Genomic DNA, 20,346 nt, shown 5'->3' with positions numbered 1-20,346 from the left:
ATGAATGAAACCTTAAAGAGAGCAATATCTGGTGCTGTTTATATTATTTTATTAATATTCTGCATATTATATTCTACCGAAAGTTTTTTTATCCTCTTTGGGATATTTCTCCTCATCGCTACATTGGAATTCTGTAATTTAGTTCAAATTCAAAAAATATTTCCATTTTTATTTGCTATCCTTTCGTATTTGTTATTTTACAAAATAACCTTTGCTACTGATGGACTATTCTATACCTTACGATTCAGTAAAACATTTGATCTGGCCGTTTTATTTGCAACTCTTTTTGTATTTATGAAATGTATTCATTTTCTATTTGATAATAAAACACTTAAAATTGATTCCTTTTCAAAATATGTATATCTAATAGGATACATCATACTTCCTTTTGTCATTATTACAAAAATTCCTTTTGGTAAAGATGGATACAATCCTAAAATTCTTATTAGTATCTTTATATTGATATGGACAAATGATACTTTTGCTTATATCGTTGGGAAATCAATTGGTAGAACTAAATTATTTGAAAGAATATCGCCTAAGAAAACTATTGAAGGTTTTTTTGGAGGAGTTGTATTTGCTGTTATTGCTAGCTATCTAATTGCTAAATATTACATACAAATAGCTGAAGGTAAAATTTACATTTGGCTAATCATAGCCACGATAGTTGGCACTTTTGGAACTATTGGTGATTTAATCGAATCTAAATTTAAACGTATTGCTGGAGTAAAAGACAGCGGAAAAATAATGCCTGGCCACGGAGGTGTACTAGATCGTCTAGATAGTGTTATATTTGTAGCACCAATTATATTTTTATTTTATCAAATTTTAAATTATGTTTCATAAAGAAGGAACCAAAACCATTTTATTAGGAATTATTTTCACAGCAACTGTGCTATTACTATCTGATAAATTCATCGACATCAACTGGATTAAAATGGTAATTCAGCTAAGTGCATTTTTAATTTTGATTATTATATTACAGTTTTTTAGAAACCCAAAAAGAACCGTAATTGTAAATGAAAATCAAATACTAGCACCAGTAGACGGAAAAGTAGTTGTGATTGAAGAGGTTTTTGAAGGAGAATATTTTAAAGATAAACGCTTGCAAATCTCTATTTTCATGTCACCTATCAATGTACACGTTACTCGTTATGGATTGAGTGGTATTGTGAAATTTAGTAAATACCACCCTGGTAAGTTTTTAGTTGCTTGGCATCCTAAAGCAAGTGAAGAAAATGAAAGAACAACTATAGTTGTAGAAAACGAAACTTTTGGCGCTATTTTATACCGTCAAATTGCTGGAGCATTAGCAAGACGAATTGTAAACTATGCCGAAGAAGGTATGCAAGTCGTTCAAGGAACAGATGCCGGTTTTATTAAATTTGGATCAAGAGTAGACATTTTTTTACCTTTAGGCACACCTATCAACGTAGTGCTTAATCAAAAAGCTATTGGAGGAAAAACCGTTATTGCAACAAAAGGATAATGATTGAAAAAGATTTAGATACTAGGTTTCAGGAAGCAGTTCAATCCGCTTCCGAAATGACTCAAGCATCTTTACCACAAGATGTGCAGCTACGCCTTTATGCCTTTTACAAACAAGCTACTTTTGGCACATTAGAACCAAGACAAACGTCTACCTATCATTTAAGGGATGCATTTAAGACTAATGCTTGGATGCAAATAAGTCATCTTTCTTCAACTGAGGCAAAAGAACAGTATATCGAAATCATCAATTCCCTATTGAAAAAATAATGCACTAATGAAAAAATATTATTTTATAATAACAAACCTGCTGCTAATTTCACTTTTAATTTCATGTAAAAATAAAAAGCTTACTGAAGTTGTCGAAGTACCATTACCCACAGCACAAGAAAAGGTCACTATTGGATTTCCTGAGGATGTAAAAGCTGCACCTGGTTCATTCCAACTAGAAAAATTACCTTATCCATATGATGCATTAGCACCAACTGTTTCCCCATTAACATTAGAAACGCACTATTCTAAACATTATTTGACGTATACCAATAATCTAAACAAACTGATTGCTGGAACTGAATATGAGAATCAATCCATTGAGAATATTTTATCTAAATTAGACATAAACAATGCCGATTTAAGAAATAATGCTGGAGGGTATTACAATCATAGTCTATATTGGAAATCTATGGCTCCTGATACTGGCGGAAAACCAACAGACACAATAGCTTCATTAATTAATAGAGATTTTGGTTCGTATGAAAACTTTGTTGCTAGTTTTAAAGCTGAAGCAACAAATCAATTTGGATCAGCTTGGACTTGGTTAATTGTAGACAAGTATGGAAAATTAAAAGTAACCAGTACGCAAAATCAAGATAATCCATTAATGAGAAATGCAGTAATTCCAGGAACTCCTATATTAGCATTAGATTTATGGGAACATGCCTATTATCTAGGCTATCAATACCGAAGAAGAAACTATATTGATTCGTTTTTTAATGTCATTAATTGGAAAAAAATAAACGAAAACTACGAAGCTTCTCAAAGGAAAAGATACTAAAATAGCTACCTAAAAATAAAAAAGCTGACGTCTACTAAAAGTATACATCAGCTTTTTTATTTGTCTACAGCAATTGAACAGAACCCTATAATTGATAAATAAAAGATTCCGAAGGCCCAATCTTGACATGTATTTTTCCTTCTCCATTTTCAACTCGCATTTCCAATTTACTCTTTTTATACAATTGATCTTCTATAGTATAATTGCCCTCTTTTAAGTTCCATTTTTGAATAATATCTGAAGGTATTTTTAATTCAAATTCATACCCTTCTTCAGACCAAAAATTAACGACAACAATCAATTTTTCATTTTCAGACCACCTAACAAATGAGTAAATTCCAGTTGCATAACCCGAAGTTGCATCACGATTAACTGATTGAATCTCTTGAAATTTACCCATTAAAGCAGAACTGTTAAGAGAAAAATTAAGCAATCGCCTATAAAAGTCGCGAAGTAATGCTTCCTTTTCTGTGAGTTGCCCACCGTCAAATTTTCCACAATTCATCCAACGCTGATGACTAGGAACACCAATATAATCGAAAATGGAAGTTCTAGAATGGGTTCCAAAGCCAGCATTTTCATTCGCAGCCTCTCCTACTTCTTGTCCAAAATAAATCATAGTTGGCGCCGTACTTATAGTGGTTGAAACAACCATTAAAGGTTTTCCTTTTTCAGGTGTACCAGCAAATTCAGGACTTGCTAATCGTTGTTCGTCATGATTATCTAAAAACTTAAGCATATGATGTTCGATATCGGCCATACCGTGCTGGATATCTGATAAACCATCAGGCCATGAATGACCACGAATAACATCTTTTAATTTATCATAAGTTTCTACTTTATCGTACAAATAATCCATTTTCCCTAAACGGATATAATTTCTATATTCATTTGGGTTATACACTTCAGCTAATAAAAAGGCATTCGGATTCTTCACTTTTATAGCGGAGTTCATGTAACTCCAAAACTCAAATGGTACCATTTCGGCCATATCATATCGAAAACCATCCACTCCTTTGGCCGTCCAGTACAATGCAATGTCTCTAAATTTGATCCAAGAATTAGGAACGTCTTTATCTTTCCAGAAATCAAAATGTTCTTGGTATGATTTAGTATCAAACCCATATGGAAGTTCAGGGAAATCTTTAGAACCATCTGGGCGAATACCATAATTTACCTTAACCGTTTCATACCAGTCATTGCGATCTGGTTTAGCTTTACGAGAACCGTTTCCTGTCCACTTTGCGGGAAATTCATTGAATTTCCCATCAATTAACGGGTTACTTTCTCCATTTAATGGCACATCTGCATCTGGAATTTCAAACTGCGTATTGGGTATATAGTAGAAATTATTATCTCTTTTATATTCTACGGATACATCATCATCTGCACCAAAATCCCGAACTCCTTTTGGATTGTTTTTTCCTTCGTATTTACGAGCGATATGATTGGGCACAATATCAATAATAACCTTTAAACCCGCTTTATGAGTTCTAGCAATTAAGGCTTCAAATTCTTCTAAACGATGCGCAGGATTTACAGCTAGATCTGGATTAACATTATAATAGTCTTTCACTGCATATGGAGAACCAGCTCGCCCTTTTACCACTTCAGGATCATCATTAGAAATTCCAATATCAGTATAATCTCGGATTAAAGCATGATGGGGAACTCCGGTGTACCAAATATAGGTAACACCTAAATCTTTTATTTCTTTAAGAGCAGTATCCGTAAAATCATTAAATTTCCCTACTCCATTTTCCTCAAGTGTACCCCAAGGTTTATTAGTTGTCGTTTTATTTCCAAACAATCTTGTAAATACTTGATATAGTACTTCTTTTTTATTTGAGGCTATCTCTTTATTTCCGTTTTCCATTTTTAAATCTTTTGTCTTGCAAGCTGTGGCCAATAGCATTGTACTTATGCTTGCAACAATAGTTATTTTTTTTATCATACAAAATTTTTTATCCTGATTTACGCTCTTTTTATCAATTTCCTAAATTAATCTATTTTAAACTAATGAAAAAGCTATCGTTTCAAATAAAATAAATTATAATTTAAAAACAAAAACTACAACGAAACAGTAGCTTAATTAGTTGATAACTTTCAAAACAAAATAAAGCATTTTCAATGCCTTTTTTGTGAATTATAAATAATTCCTAATATGGATTAGGATTGTCTCCTTTTTCATAAATTTGTCAAAAAATAAATCCATTGAAGAAATCACAATTTTTCCTTCGTTATTGTTTGTTATTGATTTGTACTAATTTCATTTTGGCGCAAGCCCCTAAAAAAATTGTTGTAGAGCATTCTGATTATTTTGATGTCAATCAAGTTGAAATTCCTGATGCCGTTCTACTTACAGGAAATGTTCGAGTAAACCATGACGGAGCTGTTTTGACTTGCAATAAAGCTTATTTTTTTCAAAAAGAGAACTATTTAAAAGCCTTTGGAAATGTACAATTGGTTCAGGGAGATACTTTATTTTTAAACAGTAAATATGCTGAATACAATGGAAATTTAAAAAAGGCATACGCAACAGGAAATGCTGTTATGAGTTCTCCAGATGCAACATTGGCTACTGACACGATTAATTTTGATAGAAACACGCAAGAAGCCTACTATAATTCACTGGGAACTATTGTTAATAAAGACAATACTTTAAAAAGTAAATCAGGAAAATACTACGTTGCCGAAAAGAAATTTCAGTTCCTAACCGCGGTAACTATTACAAATCCCACTTATGTTATCAAAACAAATCATTTGGATTATTATACTAATTCAGGTCATTCGTACCTTTTAGGTCCTTCAACAATTACCAGTAAAGCCAATTATATTTATACCGAAAAAGGATTTTATGACACTAAAAAAAATCTGGCTCATTTTCTCAATAAATCCTATATCAGATATGATGATCGGGTTATAAAAGGAGACAGTTTATATTATGATCGAAATAGAGAATTTGCATCGGCCACACGAAATGTAAAAATAACGGATTCCATTAACCGTGGGATTGTGAAAGGAAATTATGCTGAAATTTACAAAAAACAAGACTCTATGTTTGTAACTAAAAGAGCTGTTGCAGTGAATTTTGTCGAAAATGACTCGGTTTACATTCATGGAAAAAAATTAATGGTAACAGGAAAAGAAGGAAACCGCATCATAAGAGCTTTTAATAATGTTCGTTTTTTCAAAACGGATATGAGTGGTAAATGTGATTCCATTCATTCCAGTTCCAAAACTGCATTAACAAAACTAATGGGAAATCCAATACTCTGGAATGGTGAAAATCAAATTACAGGAGATGTAATGCACCTAATTGGCAACAACAATACTAAAGAACTCGACTCGCTCAAAGTGCTTAATAATACCTTCCTCGTCTCGAAAGATACGCTGGGAACAGGTTTTAATCAGGTAAAAGGGCAAAATCTCTTTGGGAAATTTGAAGAAGGAAAATTACATGATGTAGACATTATAAAAAATACAGAGGTGATTTATTACATGCGAAATGACGACAAAGAACTCATTGGAATCAATAAAAACGTAAGTAGTAAGATCAATATCATTTTTGATGAAAAAACCATTGAGACCATCACTTTTTTCCAGCAAGTGGATGGTGATATTTATCCAGAAAAAGATTTACCAGAAAATGCTCGGAAACTTCGAGGTTTAGTATGGCGTGGTGAGGAACGAATAAAGTCTAAAGACGATATTTTTCCTCCAGATGAAAATGAGGATAATGATAAAATAAGTAATGCAACCAAAGCAGAAGAAGCAAAGAAAGACGTCCCTATGAAAATCCGAAAGGAAACATTGAACTATGACAAGAAGAAAGGAAAGAAATAAGTGGTCCGTATCAGTTATTTTATTCTACTTTTCCTTAATTAATGGATGCCCAATTAAAAAATAAAACAAAATTCCGTGAATACTGATTTCATAAAATACCAAGCTCAAACCTCTCCATACCCACTAGGAATGGAAGTTTCACATGCTATTGGCTCTTACATTTTCGATACAAATAATAAAAAATATTTAGACTTTGTCGCTGGAGTTTCTGCTTGTACGTTAGGACACCAACCACCAAGAGTCAATCAAGCCATTAAAGACCAGTTAGACAAATATTCACACGTAATGGTATATGGAGAATATTCACAAAGTCCGGCTGTGGAATATTGCAAACTATTAGCCTCACTCCTTCCCGCTCCATTAGACAAAACCTATTTAGTAAATTCAGGTACAGAAGCAATAGAAGGCGCCTTGAAATTAGCTAGACGAACTACAGGAAGAAGTCAGTTGATTTCTTGTCATAATGCGTATCATGGAAATACGATGGGATCTATGAGTGTTATGGGCTTTGAAGAGCGCAAACAAGTTTTTCGTCCTTTGATTCCTGATGTTGATTTTATCACTTTCAACAATGAGGCCGATTTACAAAAAATAACCACCAAAACTGCTGGTGTACTACTAGAAACAATTCAGGGAGGTGCAGGATTTATCCAACCAGAAAACGGTTTTTTGAAAAAGGTAAAAGCCAGATGTGTTGAAGTTGGAGCCTTATTAATTTTGGATGAAATCCAACCTGGTTTTGGCCGAACAGGTACTCTTTTTGGCTTTGAAAATTATGATGTAGTTCCAGATATCTTAGTTATGGGAAAAGGAATGGGAGGCGGAATGCCAGTAGGTGCTTTTACGGCATCGGCAGCAATGATGGATTTATTAAGTGATAACCCAAAGCTAGGGCATATTACTACTTTTGGCGGTCATCCTGTCATAGCGGCAGCCTGTTTGGCCACTTTGCAGGAAATTACTGAAACTGATCTAATGTCCAGTGCTTTAGAAAAAGAAAACTTATTTAAATCGCTTTTGGTACACCCTTTGATACAAGAAATCCGAGGAAAAGGGTTAATGCTTGCCGCAATGACACGTAGTGCAGCAATAACGAATGAAGTGATTTTAAAATGCCAAGACAGAGGATTAATATTATTCTGGTTACTATTTGAAGGATGTGCGATTAGAATTACGCCACCGTTAACTATTTCTGAAGAGGAAATTCGTGAAGGTTGTGCCATAATGCTAGAAGTACTAAATAAAATTCAGGTTGAAATGGACCCTAAATAAGCATAAAATACAACTCTAATTTAATAATATCTTATTGTTAATTAAATTGTTCACAACAATTCAGGTTTTTCTTCACAACAATAATATGGATGCCTAACTTTAATTAGGCCAAATTCAAAAAAATAAAGTATGCAATTAAGCAACGAAGAAGAAGACTATAACTTATCACTATCCAAATTTGAGTCTATGTTGAAAACCAACAAAGTACTCTTTTTTGACTCCGAAGAGTTTGAAGAAATTATCCTTCATTATCTTGATATGGGTAAGGCCGCTTTGGCAAAAAAAGCACTCAAACTTGCATTAGACCAACACCCTAAATCGACAGGATTGAAGTTGGTTCAAGTAGAGATGCTGGTGTATGACGACAAACTAGATATAGCCGAGAAACTACTCAATGAGCTATATGCTATTGAACCTAATAATGAAGAAATTTACATTCAAAAAGCTAACATTTGTTCCAAAAGGGATCAACATGAAAAAGCGGTTGAATTATTAAAAATTGCTTTACAATTTACCGATGATTATGCTGATGTCTATAATTTAATCGGAATGGAATATCTATTTATGGATAATCTAGAACTAGCCAAAGAAAGCTTCATCAAATGCCTTGAAGAAGATCTTGAGGATCAATCGGCATTGTATAATGTAGTGTATTGTTTTGAATTTCTAGACCAAAATTTGGAAGCTATTGCTTATTTAAACAAATACATTGACAAAAATCCATACAGTGAAATTGCCTGGCATCAAATGGGGCGTTTATATTATGGAATAAAAGAGTATGAAAATGCTATTCGTGCTTTTGATTATGCCACCCTAATCGATGATGAATTCTTAGGTGCTTTTATGGAAAAAGCAAAAGCCTTTGAACGATTGAATCGATACGAAGAAGCAATAGAAAGTTACAGTAGAACCATTGAATTAGATGACGCTACCTCCTATGCTTTACTTCGAATAGGAAAATGTCATGAAAAATTAGGCAATACCATTCTAGCACTTAAATTTTATAACGAAACCGTACATGAAGATCCTTTACTAGACAAAGGATGGATTGCCATTACTGATTTTTATGTTCGTCAAAAAAACTTTCAAAAAGCGTTGTTTTATGTAAACAAAGCATTAGCAATTGACAACCAAAACCGTTTGTACTGGAAACGATATGCTACGATAAACAAACAGATGAACTTCTTTGAAGAAGCAGAATTTGGATATCGAAAAGCAGTAGAATTTGGAGATACGGAACTGGATACTTGGTTGTTTTGGGTTGATATTTTACAATTTTTAGGTGAATTTGAAAGTGCTATTCAAACATTATTACAAGCATCAGAGTTCTACCCTGAAGAAAACGAAGTAGAATACCGCCTAGCTGGTTTGTATTTTATGATTCAAGATACAACAAAAGCAAAATTCCATTTAAGTAATGGCTTGCGTTTAAAATTTGATAATTACATCTTAATTGAAGATCTATTTCCTGTAGTTTGGACCAAAAAGACAGTTCGGAATTACATTGACAAACATAAAAAGAATAATGACTAATATTGAAAAAAAACGTTTTGGCTTACTAGGTAAAAATATTAGTTATTCTTTTTCGAAAGGATATTTTACAGAAAAATTTGAGACAGAGCACTTTGTAGGCTACACTTATGAAAATTTTGATATTCCTGAAATAGAAGGTTTTACTACCATCATAAAAGAAAATCATCAGGAAATAAATGGGATGAATGTTACCATTCCTTACAAGGAAGTTGTGATGCCTTATTTGGATAAATTATCCAAAAAAGCAGCATTGATAGGTGCTGTAAACACCATTAAATTTACCAAAAAAGGAAAATTAAAAGGGTACAACACGGATTATTATGGATTCAAAAAATCCTTAAAACCTTTATTGCAACCCCATCATAAAAAAGCACTCATTTTAGGAACTGGAGGCGCATCAAAAGGCGTGGCTTATGCTCTTGATGAATTGGGAATTAGATATGATTTTGTATCTAGAACCTCAAATGAAAATGCAATTGGCTATGATCAAATTGATTCCAAAACATTTGATGAGTATCAAATTATAATTAACTCCAGTCCGGTAGGAACTAGCCCTAATATTGAGGCAGCGCCATTACTACCTTACGAGTTCTTTAGCCCAAAACACATTGCCTTTGATTTAATTTATAATCCTGCCGAAACTACTTTCCTTAAAAAGGCAAAAGCGCAAGGAGCACAAATTAAAAACGGATTAGATATGCTCGTTTTTCAGGCAGAGAAAGCTTGGAAGATTTGGAATAAATAGATCTAAATTTAATAAAAAATAGAATCGTCTTGATATAAAATTTGTCTACTCGCGTGGGCAATCCAATTTTATATCAAGACGTTTTTTTTTATAAAAGGAACTACCTTAAACCTTATAAGTAGCTTGTTTTACCATAAAATTCACCTTCCACTCCATTTGCCTAGCCCTGATAGTAGCGGCATCCTTTTGTAGCTTTTTTTAAGCTATAAAAGATAGAGCGAATAGCAGGAAATTGCTACAAAAAAACCCTACATTTTAACCTAAAACGACTCTAAATTAGATAATTGTTTTGTATTTCAATACTGCTTTACTATCTTTCGTGTTCAATAAATAGAAACCTTACACATTGAACAAATGTTAGAAGAAAAGAATGATAACCTGCAAAATGCAGATGGAACGTTAACAACTGATTCTATTGAATCAACTCCAGAAACTACAGAGAACCTAGAAACTGTAGCGGAAGAGACAGTTGTACCCGCAGAAGAAAACACTGTTGAACCTGCAACCGAAAAAGTTTTGGTTACAGATACGGTAATTGAAAACGAAAATCAAAAAGCACTAAATTCAATAGACGATTCTAATGCTGAGGAAAGTGAAGATGAGACCTTGAAGGAGCGTCATCACATCCCGATGCAAGATTATGATACTTTGTCTATGGAGCAGCTTGTTGATGAGTTAGAAAACCTTGTTGGTACTGATAAAGTAATGTCAGTAAAGGATCATGTTGATGAAATCAAGAAAGCTTTTTTGGCAAAATTCAATCACTTCATAGAAGAGAAAAAAGAAGAATTCCAAGCAGAAAATCCTGATAGTACTGAAGATTTTCAATACCATTCTCCGTTGAAAGTGAAATTTGACCAATTTTACACGCAATATAAAAACAATAAAAATGTTCATTTCAAGAGTTTACAAACGAACTTGAAATCGAATTTAGAAAATAGATTAGCTATCGTTGAAGAATTAAAAGAGCTAATTAATCCGCAGGAAAACATCAAAGACACCTTAAAACATTTTAATGAATTAAGAGAACGTTGGAAAAATGCAGGACCAATTCCAAAAGACAAATACAATCATGTATGGAATAATTATCATTTTCATGTAGAAAATTTCTATGATTATTTGCATCTTGACAGAGAGGCCAGAGACTTAGACTTCAAGCACAATCTTGAGCAAAAGCAAAAAATTATTTTGCGTGTTGAGGAATTATTGCATGAAGAAGATGTGAATAAAGCTTTTAGAGAACTGCAGGATTTACATAGAATGTGGAAAGAGGACATAGGTCCTGTTTCTAAGGAAAATCGTGATGAAATTTGGAATCTGTTCAGTGATTTGACAAAAAAAATGCACGACAAACGTGAGGTTTTATTTGAGAAACTGAGAGGTACAGAAGTTGAAAATTTAGAAAAGAAAAAAGAAATTATTTCTAAAATTGAAGAATTAGCATCTGTGAAAGTAAATGCTCATTCTCAATGGCTTGGCCAAATTGAAAAAGTAGAAGCGTTAAGAACTGCTTTTTTTTCGGCTGGAAAAGTGCCTTCGGAAGTGAATGAAGAAACTTGGGCTGCGTTCAAAACAGCAGTTCGAAATTTCAACTCTTTCAAAAATTCTTTCTACAAAGATATTAAGAGAGACCAAACTGAAAATTTAAATAAAAAAAATGCACTTGTTGCCAAAGCAATTGAATTGCAAGACAGCACCGACTTTGCTGTGACTACTCCAATCATGAAGCGTATTCAAGACGAGTGGAAACAAATAGGACATGTGCCAAGAAAATATTCCGATAAAGTTTGGAAAGAATTTAAAGATGCCTGTAACCATTATTTTGACAAATTAAAAGAGCAAAAGAATGAGGAAAATGGTGAAGAAGTGGCTTCTTTTGATAATAAAAAAGCCTATTTAGAAACGTTGAGAGAATTCCAATTAACGGGAGATCACAAAACGGATTTGGATGCTATCAAATTACACATCGAAAATTGGAAAAACTTGGGTAAAGTTCCTTTTCCAAGAAGACATATTGAAGGAAAATTCAATAAAATCCTTGATGCGCTGTTTGATAAATTAAGTTTGAGTAAAAAAGACACTGATATGTTGCGTTTTGCTAACAGAATGGATCATTTATCAGAGAATAACGATACTCGTAAACTAGAAAACGAAAAGATTTTCATCATGCGTAAAATTGATGAAGTGCAAAATGAAATTTTCCAATTGGAAAACAACATTCAGTTTTTTACGAATACTAGAAATGCTAAAAAAGAAAATTCTATTGTTCTAGAAGTTCGAAAAAACATTGCTATCCATAAAGAAAGCTTAGATGTTTGGAAAGAAAAATTAAAACAACTAAGAAATATAAATCAAGAATAAAACCTTTAATTCTGATACTTATTAACCTCATCCTAGAAATAGTATGAGGTTTTTTTATTATAAAAAATGAAGCATGATAATTATCATTTTAAATTTTGATCATTCCTTGTACTTTTGATTTAAGATAAATTTCCTAGAAATGAAAAGTACACTAATTCAAAAATATAATGTTCCCGGTCCTAGATATACTAGCTATCCCACCGTTCCGTATTGGAATGAAACCGATTTTTTATATGAGGATTGGATTGCAACTTTACAAAAATCATTTATAGAAAGTAATTCAAAAGAAGGAATTAGTTTATATATACACCTCCCCTTTTGTGAAAGTATGTGCACTTTTTGTGGATGTAATAAACGTATAACCAAAAACCATGAAGTAGAGCACCCTTACATTGAAGCATTGCTCAAGGAGTGGAAATTATATTGTGAAATTCTAGGGAAACAACCTATCGTAAAAGAGATTCATCTGGGTGGCGGAACACCTACATTTTTCTCGACTAAAAACTTAGAAGATTTAATCAATGGGATTTTTTGTTATGCAAAGAAAGCTCCCGATTATGAATTCAGTTTTGAAGGACATCCTAACAATACAACATACCAACATTTACAAAAACTATATGATTTAGGTTTCAGAAGAGTAAGTTTTGGCGTTCAGGATTATTCTGAAAAAGTACAAAAAGCCATTCATAGAGAACAACCTTTTCACAATGTAGCCAAAGTCACTTTTTGGGCTAGAGAAATTGGATATACCTCTATTGGACATGATATCATTTTTGGTTTGCCTTTTCAAGAAATAGAAGATGTGATTGATACTATAGAAAAAACAAAATCATTACAACCAGATCGATTGGCTTTTTACAGTTACGCCCATGTTCCCTGGATAAAAGGAAACGGACAACGTGGTTTCAAGGATGAAGACATCCCAAAAGATCAAGAGAAAAGAATGCTATACCAAATAGGTAAAGAATTATTGTTAGAAAATGGATATCATGAAATAGGAATGGATCATTTTGCTTTAAAAACGGACTCCTTATACGAAGCTTTTCAAAATGAGAAATTACATCGTAATTTCATGGGGTACAGCTCTTCTAAAACAAAATTAATGATTGGACTCGGTGTTTCATCTATTAGTGATAGTTGGTACAGTTTTGCTCAGAACGAAAAAAACTTGGAAGACTATTATCAAATATTAGAATGGAATAAATTACCCATTTACCGAGGTCATTTATTGACAGCTGAAGATTTAATTATTCGAAAACACATCTTGAATTTAATGTGCCAATTTGAAACTTCTTGGGAAAACAAAAGTGATTATTTTGAAGAAATTCCTGAAGTTGTTACCCAATTGCAAGAAATGGAAAAAGATGGTTTGCTACTACTAAGCGCTAGTGGAATAAAAGTTACGGAATCGGGTAAAGCACATGTTCGCAATATATGTATGGCATTTGACTTACTATTAAAACGAAAAACACCTGATACAAAATTATTTTCAATGACTGTATAAAAAACTCGCCTTTGAGTTAAAATATAAACCGCAAATTCGCAAGTTGAAACACTTATATTGTGTTGATCATTTGCAAATTTGCGGTGATTTTTTCTAAAAAATATCGTAATTCAATTATTAGAAATGCAGTTTATTCATCCTTAGTTAAAATACTATATAATTCATCTTTAATGAATAATAGCTTCGCTTTCAATTCATGGGCATGTTCATCAGTAACTACTTCAATATCCGTATTTATGCGGTGAATTTCATGTTCTAATTCATGGTACTCGTCAAAGAGTTCTCTAAAATGACTGTCGTCAACTTTTAGTTGATGTATTTTTTCCTCGTATTCAGGAAATTCGTGTATTAAATCGTGTCTTTCCATTGTGTTTAATTTTATAGAATATTTAAATGATGTCAAATCAATTAATGGCAATTTGGGGTAGCTTGAATAAACAAACTCATATTAGATGGTGAGACATAAGGTATGCCTAACCCTAAACCTCTTAAAATAAATAGTAATGCAATAAGAACGGCAACGTAAGGAACCACTTTCTGAATTTTATTTCGAAAAGAAATCGTAATAAAGGAATTCAAATATATAATACTACTCATCATGGGAACAGTTCCTAATCCAAATAAGAGCATGTATATAATTCCAAAACTGGCAGATTGCATAGCCATTGCTCCAAATAAAGCGACATACACCATGCCACAAGGCAAAAAACCATTTAGTAAACCTATTGTAAATAATGATTTGTAACTCTTGTTTTTAAATTGACTCCCTAGCTGTTGTTTTACTTTTGAAATTATTTTGAAAATAGGCTTTGAAAAATTATAACGGGCGACCACTTTTTGAGGAATCAAAATAACAAGTAACATCAGCACTCCTATAAAGATAGATAATTTTTGTTGCATTCCAGCCATAAAAAAACCTTTCCCTACCAATCCAAAAAGTAATCCTATTGTCCCATAAGCTGTTAATCGACCTATATGATATATCATTATTTGAGTGACTTTTTTCGCTGGATTATTTCTGTCTACAGGCAACATCATAGCAATAGGACCACACATTCCTATGCAATGAAAGCTGCTGATCAATCCAAAAATAAAGGCTGTATAAAGCATAAATTTAGTTTAAAAGTCAAAGGTCGAAAGCCCAAAGAAATAAATCATTACCACTTCGCGTTTTACAACTTCAACATGTTCTTTCTAATCAATATAAATCACATCTTTGGTTAAATACGATTTTCCATCATATTGCCATTCCATATTAATGTCCCATCGACCGCCTACCAATTTTGATTTAGGTATGAGCAAAGTTGGATTAGATAATGAAATTGGAATTTCAAAATCTAATTTTTTGTTAGACGGTCTATATAGGGACACATTCCCTTTTATCTTATTAGGAATAAATTCATTTGGAAAAACAATGGTAACTCCATCCCTAGTTTTGGTAATAATCGGTTTTTGAGTAAGATCTTGTGCATTTTGTACACGAGTCATTTCCTCCCCAAAACGGGCATCGTGTTTGTAATATTCTTCAACAACCAATTCATTATCATATTTAGAATTAGATTGTACTTTAATCACAAAATATAAAATAAAACTCATGAACAAAGCTATTGCTATGACGATTCCGGTTCCCCAATTTATTTTCATCTTTTCTATTATTTTTTTGAAGTAAACTCCTTCAATACATTATTATGCTAATCGAAACTTCGTGGGCTTAAAAAACTGGTTGTACTGGTTTCAATTTTTTTATTGCCCTCGTACACTTCTATTTTTAATTTTGTTTTATCACTCTCTAATGTATACTGATTGATTTCAACAAATAAAGTTCCTTCATTCATTCCTTGTTTTTTTACTTTGAAATGTTGTTTCCCCACTAAATTCAAATTTCCTTTTATTCCTACCAATTTGAAATGAATATCATTAAAATCATTGTTGGTTTTATTGATAATTTTATAGGTAAATACATTACTTATATTATCTCCTTTATGTTGAAACAGTTGTCCTGGTAATCGCAAAATGGTTGCTTCTACTTCGGTTCGTAAAAATAATAATCCAATTAAAATACCAACTAAAATCAACAAAATAGCGGAATAGCCTTTCATTCTAGCAGTGAATTTAAAAGGCGCTTTTTTCTCTATTTCATCTTCAGATGCATATCGAATTAATCCTTTGGGTAAACCTACGCTATCCATGATTATATCACACTCATCAATACATGCGGTACAGTTCACACATTCCAATTGCGTTCCATTACGAATATCAATACCGGTAGGACAAACATTTACACATTGTTTACAATCAATGCAGTCTCCTTTTCCAGAAACAGCTCTATCTTCTTGCTTATTGAATTTGGCTCTACCCAATTCTTTTTCACCACGAACAAAATCGTAGGCAACATTAATTGATTTATTGTCCAATAATACCCCTTGAAGTCTACCATATGGACAAGCTATGATGCACACTTGTTCTCTAAACCATACAAAGATGAAGTAGAAAACTCCTGTAAAAATGGACAATGCAATTAGTGTACTGAAATGGGTCTCTGGTCCGTCTTCAATCATTTGAATCAATTCATCACTACCAATTAGGTACGCCAAAAACACATTTGCAATAGCAAAAGAAATGAGTAAAAATATAAACCACTTAATTCCTTTCTTTCTTATTTTCTCGTTATTCCATTCTTGTTTTTCTAATCGGATTTGGGCTCCACGATCTCCTTCTATCCAATATTCAATTCTTCTAAAAACCATTTCTAAGAAAATAGTTTGAGGGCAAATCCAGCCACAAAATATTCGTCCAAAAATTACCGTAAATAAGATTACAAATACGACTCCTACTATCATAAACAGCACAAAAAGATAAAAATCTTGTGGCCAAAACGGGAATCCAAAAATATTAAAACGACGTTCTAACACATTGAACATCATAAATTGGTTCCCATTAATCTTAATAAATGGGTTTGCAACTAAAATGATCAACAAAATATAACTCACCCATTTTCTATAGTCATAGAATTTTCCAGAAGGTTTTTTTGGAAAAATAAATTTCCTTTTTCCTTCAATATCAATGGTTCCAATTGTATCTCTAAAAGCTTCGTCTGGTAATTTTGACATTTTGTTTTAATTTATAATTCTAAGTTTTAAGCTATTTTACACTTTTAAAAACTTAGTAAATCAGTGTTTTTATTTTGCTGCAGGTGCTACAGCATCATCAACCCAAACTTCACCATCTGGTGCTTTTGGATCTTTTGGGTTACTTCCCTGTAATGACAATATATAACTAGTTACTTTTTGAATTTCTTTTGGTTTTAAAGTTCCTTTCCATGAAATCATTCCTTTACCATCACGACCCCCATTAGTTACAGTATGGAAAAGATTTTTAATTCCACCACCCAGAATCCAATGATCATCTGTTAGGTTAGGACCAATTTGTCCACCCGCATCCGCTCTATGACAAGCGGCGCAATTAGTTGTAAAAATGGTTTTTCCTATGGCTAAATCAGCTGGATCAGTCAGTAAGGTTACCGTTTTTTCATCCATTAAGTCTGGAGCCGTTTTCATATATTCTGCCACATCTATTTTGGCTTGAGCCAATTCTTTCTTCAATTCCATTTCCTGATTATCGCCACCCATAATCTCAAAACGAACTAAATATATTGCTGCAAAAGCGATACAACCGTAGAATAAATATACCCACCATGGTGGTAAATTATTATCTAATTCCCTGATTCCATCATAATCATGACTCAACAATAAATTAGCTTCATTTTCAATAGGCTCGGTTTTAGTCAGTTTTTGCATTAACTTTTTAAACCACTCGCTCTCTTTATAACTTATAGCACTAACTTCTTCTAATTTTGCTTTTTGTTCTTCTGTAAGCATTTGATACGTAATATTATCAATAGCACTTACGGTGATTTCAATCGCTATTAAAAGAAATAGAAAAACAAATAGAAATACCGAAACCATTGGATATTTTATAAATGCTGCACGATCGCCAGAATCTATAAAATATTCCATAGCGCCAAACACGAGAAAGAAAATTACGGGTACTCTTACGTATGCTGGGATTAATTTTTTCATTTTATGTAATTTGAAATTATACTGATTAATTGTCGTTTAATGGAATTTGGCTCAATTCATTGATCTTCTCTTTTTTATAGGATGCAACCCATATACCAAGCCCCACAAAGAAGAAAAAGAAAATCAATAACGATAGTATCGGATAAATTGCAACACCTGCAATCGTTTCCATGTTGTGTTTTATTTGTTCGAACATTTTTTTATAGTTTTGAGTTTCAAAGTTGCACAGTTAAAAATTTGTTTTTCGACACTTTCTAACTATGCTACTTTGATACTTAGTTACTTTTTATCTTTTACTTTAATGTCTGTACCTAATCTTTGGATGTAAGCAATCAGTGCTACAATCTCTCTCTGATGCATTGGCACAAATTTCTCTCCTTTTGCTTCGGCTTTTTTCTTGCTATTTTCATAACTTTTCACAAAGTCAGGGTCAGCATGCAGATTGTCTTCAATTTTTTGAGATTGTACTTTGATTGCATTTTTAGCATTGGCAATTTCAGCATCTGTATAAGGAACCCCAAGTGTTTTCATCACTTGCATTTTCTTTTCAATGTCAGAAATATCCAAAGCGCTATTATCAAATAACCATTTGTACCCAGGCATTATAGATCCAGAAGATACACTTTGTGGACTCCACATGTGATTGAAATGCCAATTGTCGTTGTACTTACCACCTACTCTTAATAAATCCGGTCCTGTACGTTTTGAACCCCAAAGGAATGGGTGATCATACACAAATTCTCCCGCTTTTGATTGTGGTCCGTAACGTTCTACTTCAGAACGGAATGGTCTAACCATTTGAGAGTGACATCCTACACAACCCTCACGGATGTACAAATCACGACCTTCTAATTCCAATGGTGAATACGGTTTTACACTGGCAATTGTTGGGATATTAGATTTTACCATAATTGTAGGTACAATTTGAATAACACCTCCAATTAAAATCGCTACAGTAGCCAGAATAGTTAACTGAATTGGTTTTCTTTCTAACCAAGGGTGAAATTTTTCACCTTTAGTTCTACCACTACTTATTTTTTGTAATTCTGGTGCTTCGGCTAATTCATCTTCAATTGCAGCATTAGCTCTTATAGTTTTAGTAATATTGTATACCAAGACAAACATTCCAATAATATATAATGTTCCTCCAGCAGCACGCATCCAATACATTGGCATAATTTGCGTTACCGTTTCAAGGAAATTACCATATGTTAATGTTCCATCAGGATTAAATTGTTTCCACATAGAAGCTTGTAAAAATCCAGCTACATACATAGGAAGCGTATAAAGTATAATCCCTAATGTTCCAATCCAAAAGTGGAAATTAGCTAGTTTAGCAGAGAATAAAGGTCCTTTTGACATTCTTGGAACCAACCAATAAATCATACCAAAAGCCATAAATCCATTCCATGCTAACGCTCCTACGTGAACGTGTGCAATAATCCAATCTGTAAAATGCGCTATTGCATTTACATTTTTTAATGATAGCATCGGTCCTTCAAAAGTTGCCATACCGTATCCAGTAATAGCTACTACGAAAAATTTCAAAACAGGATCTACACGCACTTTATCCCATGCTCCACGCAAAGTCAACAATCCATTAATCATACCTCCCCAAGAAGGTGCAATTAACATGATTGAGAAAACAACTCCTAGATTCTGTGCCCAGTTAGGCAAAGCAGAATATAATAAATGGTGCGGTCCAGCCCAGATGTATAAAAATATTAATGACCAAAAGTGAACAATAGATAATCTATAAGAATATACCGGACGATTTGCCGCTTTAGGAACAAAATAATACATTAATCCTAAAAATGGTGTTGTCAAGAAAAAGGCAACCGCATTATGACCATACCACCATTGTACTAATGCATCTTGTACTCCTGCATAAACAGAGTAACTTTTCATTGCAGAAACAGGAATAGCCAAACTATTAAAAATATGCAATACTGCAACTGTCACGAAAGTCGCTAAGTAAAACCAAATGGCGACATATAAATGACGTTCTCTTCTTTTTAAAATCGTACCAATCATATTGACCCCAAAAACAACCCAAATTAAGGCAATTGCAATATCAATAGGCCATTCTAGTTCAGCATATTCTTTAGAAGAGGTATATCCCATTGGCAAAGAAATGGCTGCTGCCACAATAATCAATTGCCAACCCCAAAAATTAAGGTTACTTAAAAAATCACTATACATCCTTGCTTTCAATAATCGTTGCAAAGAATAATATACTCCAGCAAACATAGCATTACCTACAAAGGCAAAAATAACGGCATTGGTATGTAAAGGTCTTAATCGACCAAAACTCAACCACGAAACCCCGTCAGTAAGGTTTGGGAATAAAAAAAATGTTGCTAATAAAAGTCCGACGGCCATTCCGACTACGCCAAAAACAATGGTAGCGTAAATAAACTTTTTTACAATTTTGTTGTCATAGTAAAACTGCTGCATTTCCATA

Annotated in this window: 18 protein-coding genes; 10 read left to right on the top strand and 8 right to left on the bottom strand. The window is 33.0% G+C overall.

Features of this window, described 5'->3' with window-relative positions:
• From AB3G33_RS09505 to AB3G33_RS09490, 4 genes are read left to right on the top strand one after another with little or no spacing between them, the layout of a single operon-like run.
• Positions 1-846 carry a phosphatidate cytidylyltransferase gene (locus AB3G33_RS09505; RefSeq protein WP_367768631.1) on the top strand — a complete coding sequence of 282 codons (846 nt, stop codon included), beginning with the start codon at positions 1-3 and terminating at the stop codon, positions 844-846.
• Positions 836-1,489: a phosphatidylserine decarboxylase family protein gene (locus AB3G33_RS09500; RefSeq protein ID WP_367768629.1), complete on the top strand. Its 654-nt coding sequence runs from the start codon at positions 836-838 to the stop codon at positions 1,487-1,489. The genes AB3G33_RS09505 and AB3G33_RS09500 overlap by 11 nt, the downstream gene beginning before the upstream one ends.
• Positions 1,489-1,758 carry an acyl-CoA-binding protein gene (locus AB3G33_RS09495; protein ID WP_367752132.1) on the top strand — a complete coding sequence of 90 codons (270 nt, stop codon included), beginning with the start codon at positions 1,489-1,491 and terminating at the stop codon, positions 1,756-1,758. Before AB3G33_RS09500 ends, AB3G33_RS09495 begins: the two co-directional genes overlap by 1 nt.
• 7 nt (positions 1,759-1,765) lie before the next feature.
• Positions 1,766-2,542 (top strand): superoxide dismutase, encoded by a 777-nt coding sequence (locus AB3G33_RS09490; protein ID WP_367752130.1) that lies wholly within the window; start codon positions 1,766-1,768, stop codon positions 2,540-2,542.
• Between the two features lie 85 nt (positions 2,543-2,627).
• Here AB3G33_RS09490 and AB3G33_RS09485 read toward each other — a convergent pair whose 3' ends face one another.
• Positions 2,628-4,496: an alpha-amylase family protein gene (locus tag AB3G33_RS09485; RefSeq protein ID WP_367768627.1), complete on the bottom strand. Its 1,869-nt coding sequence runs from the start codon at positions 4,494-4,496 to the stop codon at positions 2,628-2,630.
• Between the two features lie 260 nt (positions 4,497-4,756).
• Between AB3G33_RS09485 and AB3G33_RS09480 the strand changes: the two genes are divergently transcribed.
• The 6 genes from AB3G33_RS09480 to hemN all read left to right on the top strand — a co-directional run bounded on the left by AB3G33_RS09480 (position 4,757) and on the right by hemN (position 13,803).
• Positions 4,757-6,388 (top strand): OstA-like protein, encoded by a 1,632-nt coding sequence (locus AB3G33_RS09480; RefSeq protein ID WP_367768624.1) that lies wholly within the window; start codon positions 4,757-4,759, stop codon positions 6,386-6,388.
• Positions 6,389-6,463: 75 nt separating this feature from the next.
• Positions 6,464-7,660: an aspartate aminotransferase family protein gene (locus AB3G33_RS09475; protein ID WP_367768622.1), complete on the top strand. Its 1,197-nt coding sequence runs from the start codon at positions 6,464-6,466 to the stop codon at positions 7,658-7,660.
• A gap of 129 nt (positions 7,661-7,789) precedes the next feature.
• Positions 7,790-9,193 carry a tetratricopeptide repeat protein gene (locus AB3G33_RS09470; protein ID WP_367768619.1) on the top strand — a complete coding sequence of 468 codons (1,404 nt, stop codon included), beginning with the start codon at positions 7,790-7,792 and terminating at the stop codon, positions 9,191-9,193.
• Entirely contained in the window at positions 9,186-9,938 is a 753-nt protein-coding gene (locus tag AB3G33_RS09465; protein ID WP_367768617.1) for a shikimate dehydrogenase, read from the top strand. The genes AB3G33_RS09470 and AB3G33_RS09465 overlap by 8 nt, the downstream gene beginning before the upstream one ends.
• A gap of 354 nt (positions 9,939-10,292) precedes the next feature.
• Positions 10,293-12,299 (top strand): DUF349 domain-containing protein, encoded by a 2,007-nt coding sequence (locus AB3G33_RS09460; protein ID WP_367768615.1) that lies wholly within the window; start codon positions 10,293-10,295, stop codon positions 12,297-12,299.
• A 139-nt stretch (positions 12,300-12,438) separates the two neighbouring features.
• Positions 12,439-13,803 carry an oxygen-independent coproporphyrinogen III oxidase gene (gene hemN / locus AB3G33_RS09455; RefSeq protein WP_367768612.1) on the top strand — a complete coding sequence of 455 codons (1,365 nt, stop codon included), beginning with the start codon at positions 12,439-12,441 and terminating at the stop codon, positions 13,801-13,803.
• A gap of 130 nt (positions 13,804-13,933) precedes the next feature.
• Here the strand turns inward: hemN and AB3G33_RS09450 are convergent, their stop codons facing one another.
• From AB3G33_RS09450 to ccoN, 7 genes are all read right to left on the bottom strand, one after another.
• A complete protein-coding gene (locus AB3G33_RS09450) occupies positions 13,934-14,170 on the bottom strand; it encodes a YdcH family protein (protein WP_367752106.1) in 237 nt (78 codons plus the stop codon).
• A 41-nt stretch (positions 14,171-14,211) separates the two neighbouring features.
• On the bottom strand, positions 14,212-14,913 hold the full coding sequence (locus AB3G33_RS09445) for a sulfite exporter TauE/SafE family protein (RefSeq protein WP_367768609.1): 702 nt from the start codon (positions 14,911-14,913) through the stop codon (positions 14,212-14,214).
• An 84-nt stretch (positions 14,914-14,997) separates the two neighbouring features.
• On the bottom strand, positions 14,998-15,447 hold the full coding sequence (locus tag AB3G33_RS09440; protein ID WP_367768606.1) for a FixH family protein: 450 nt from the start codon (positions 15,445-15,447) through the stop codon (positions 14,998-15,000).
• 47 nt (positions 15,448-15,494) lie between these two features.
• A complete protein-coding gene (gene ccoG, locus AB3G33_RS09435; RefSeq protein ID WP_367768603.1) occupies positions 15,495-16,913 on the bottom strand; it encodes a cytochrome c oxidase accessory protein CcoG in 1,419 nt (472 codons plus the stop codon).
• Positions 16,914-16,982: 69 nt separating this feature from the next.
• Positions 16,983-17,882 carry a cbb3-type cytochrome c oxidase N-terminal domain-containing protein gene (locus tag AB3G33_RS09430; RefSeq protein WP_367752098.1) on the bottom strand — a complete coding sequence of 300 codons (900 nt, stop codon included), beginning with the start codon at positions 17,880-17,882 and terminating at the stop codon, positions 16,983-16,985.
• A 25-nt stretch (positions 17,883-17,907) separates the two neighbouring features.
• Positions 17,908-18,078 (bottom strand): CcoQ/FixQ family Cbb3-type cytochrome c oxidase assembly chaperone, encoded by a 171-nt coding sequence (locus AB3G33_RS09425; RefSeq protein ID WP_367752096.1) that lies wholly within the window; start codon positions 18,076-18,078, stop codon positions 17,908-17,910.
• Positions 18,079-18,161: 83 nt separating this feature from the next.
• Positions 18,162-20,345 carry a cytochrome-c oxidase, cbb3-type subunit I gene (gene ccoN, locus AB3G33_RS09420; protein WP_367752095.1) on the bottom strand — a complete coding sequence of 728 codons (2,184 nt, stop codon included), beginning with the start codon at positions 20,343-20,345 and terminating at the stop codon, positions 18,162-18,164.
• Between the last annotated feature and the right edge of the window lies 1 nt (position 20,346).

Source organism: Flavobacterium sp. WC2421 (genome assembly GCF_040822115.1).
In the GTDB taxonomy this organism is placed as follows: Bacteria; Bacteroidota; Bacteroidia; order Flavobacteriales; family Flavobacteriaceae; genus Flavobacterium.
Note: the sequence above shows the minus strand (reverse complement) of the source record. Positions and strands in the feature narration are given on the sequence as shown.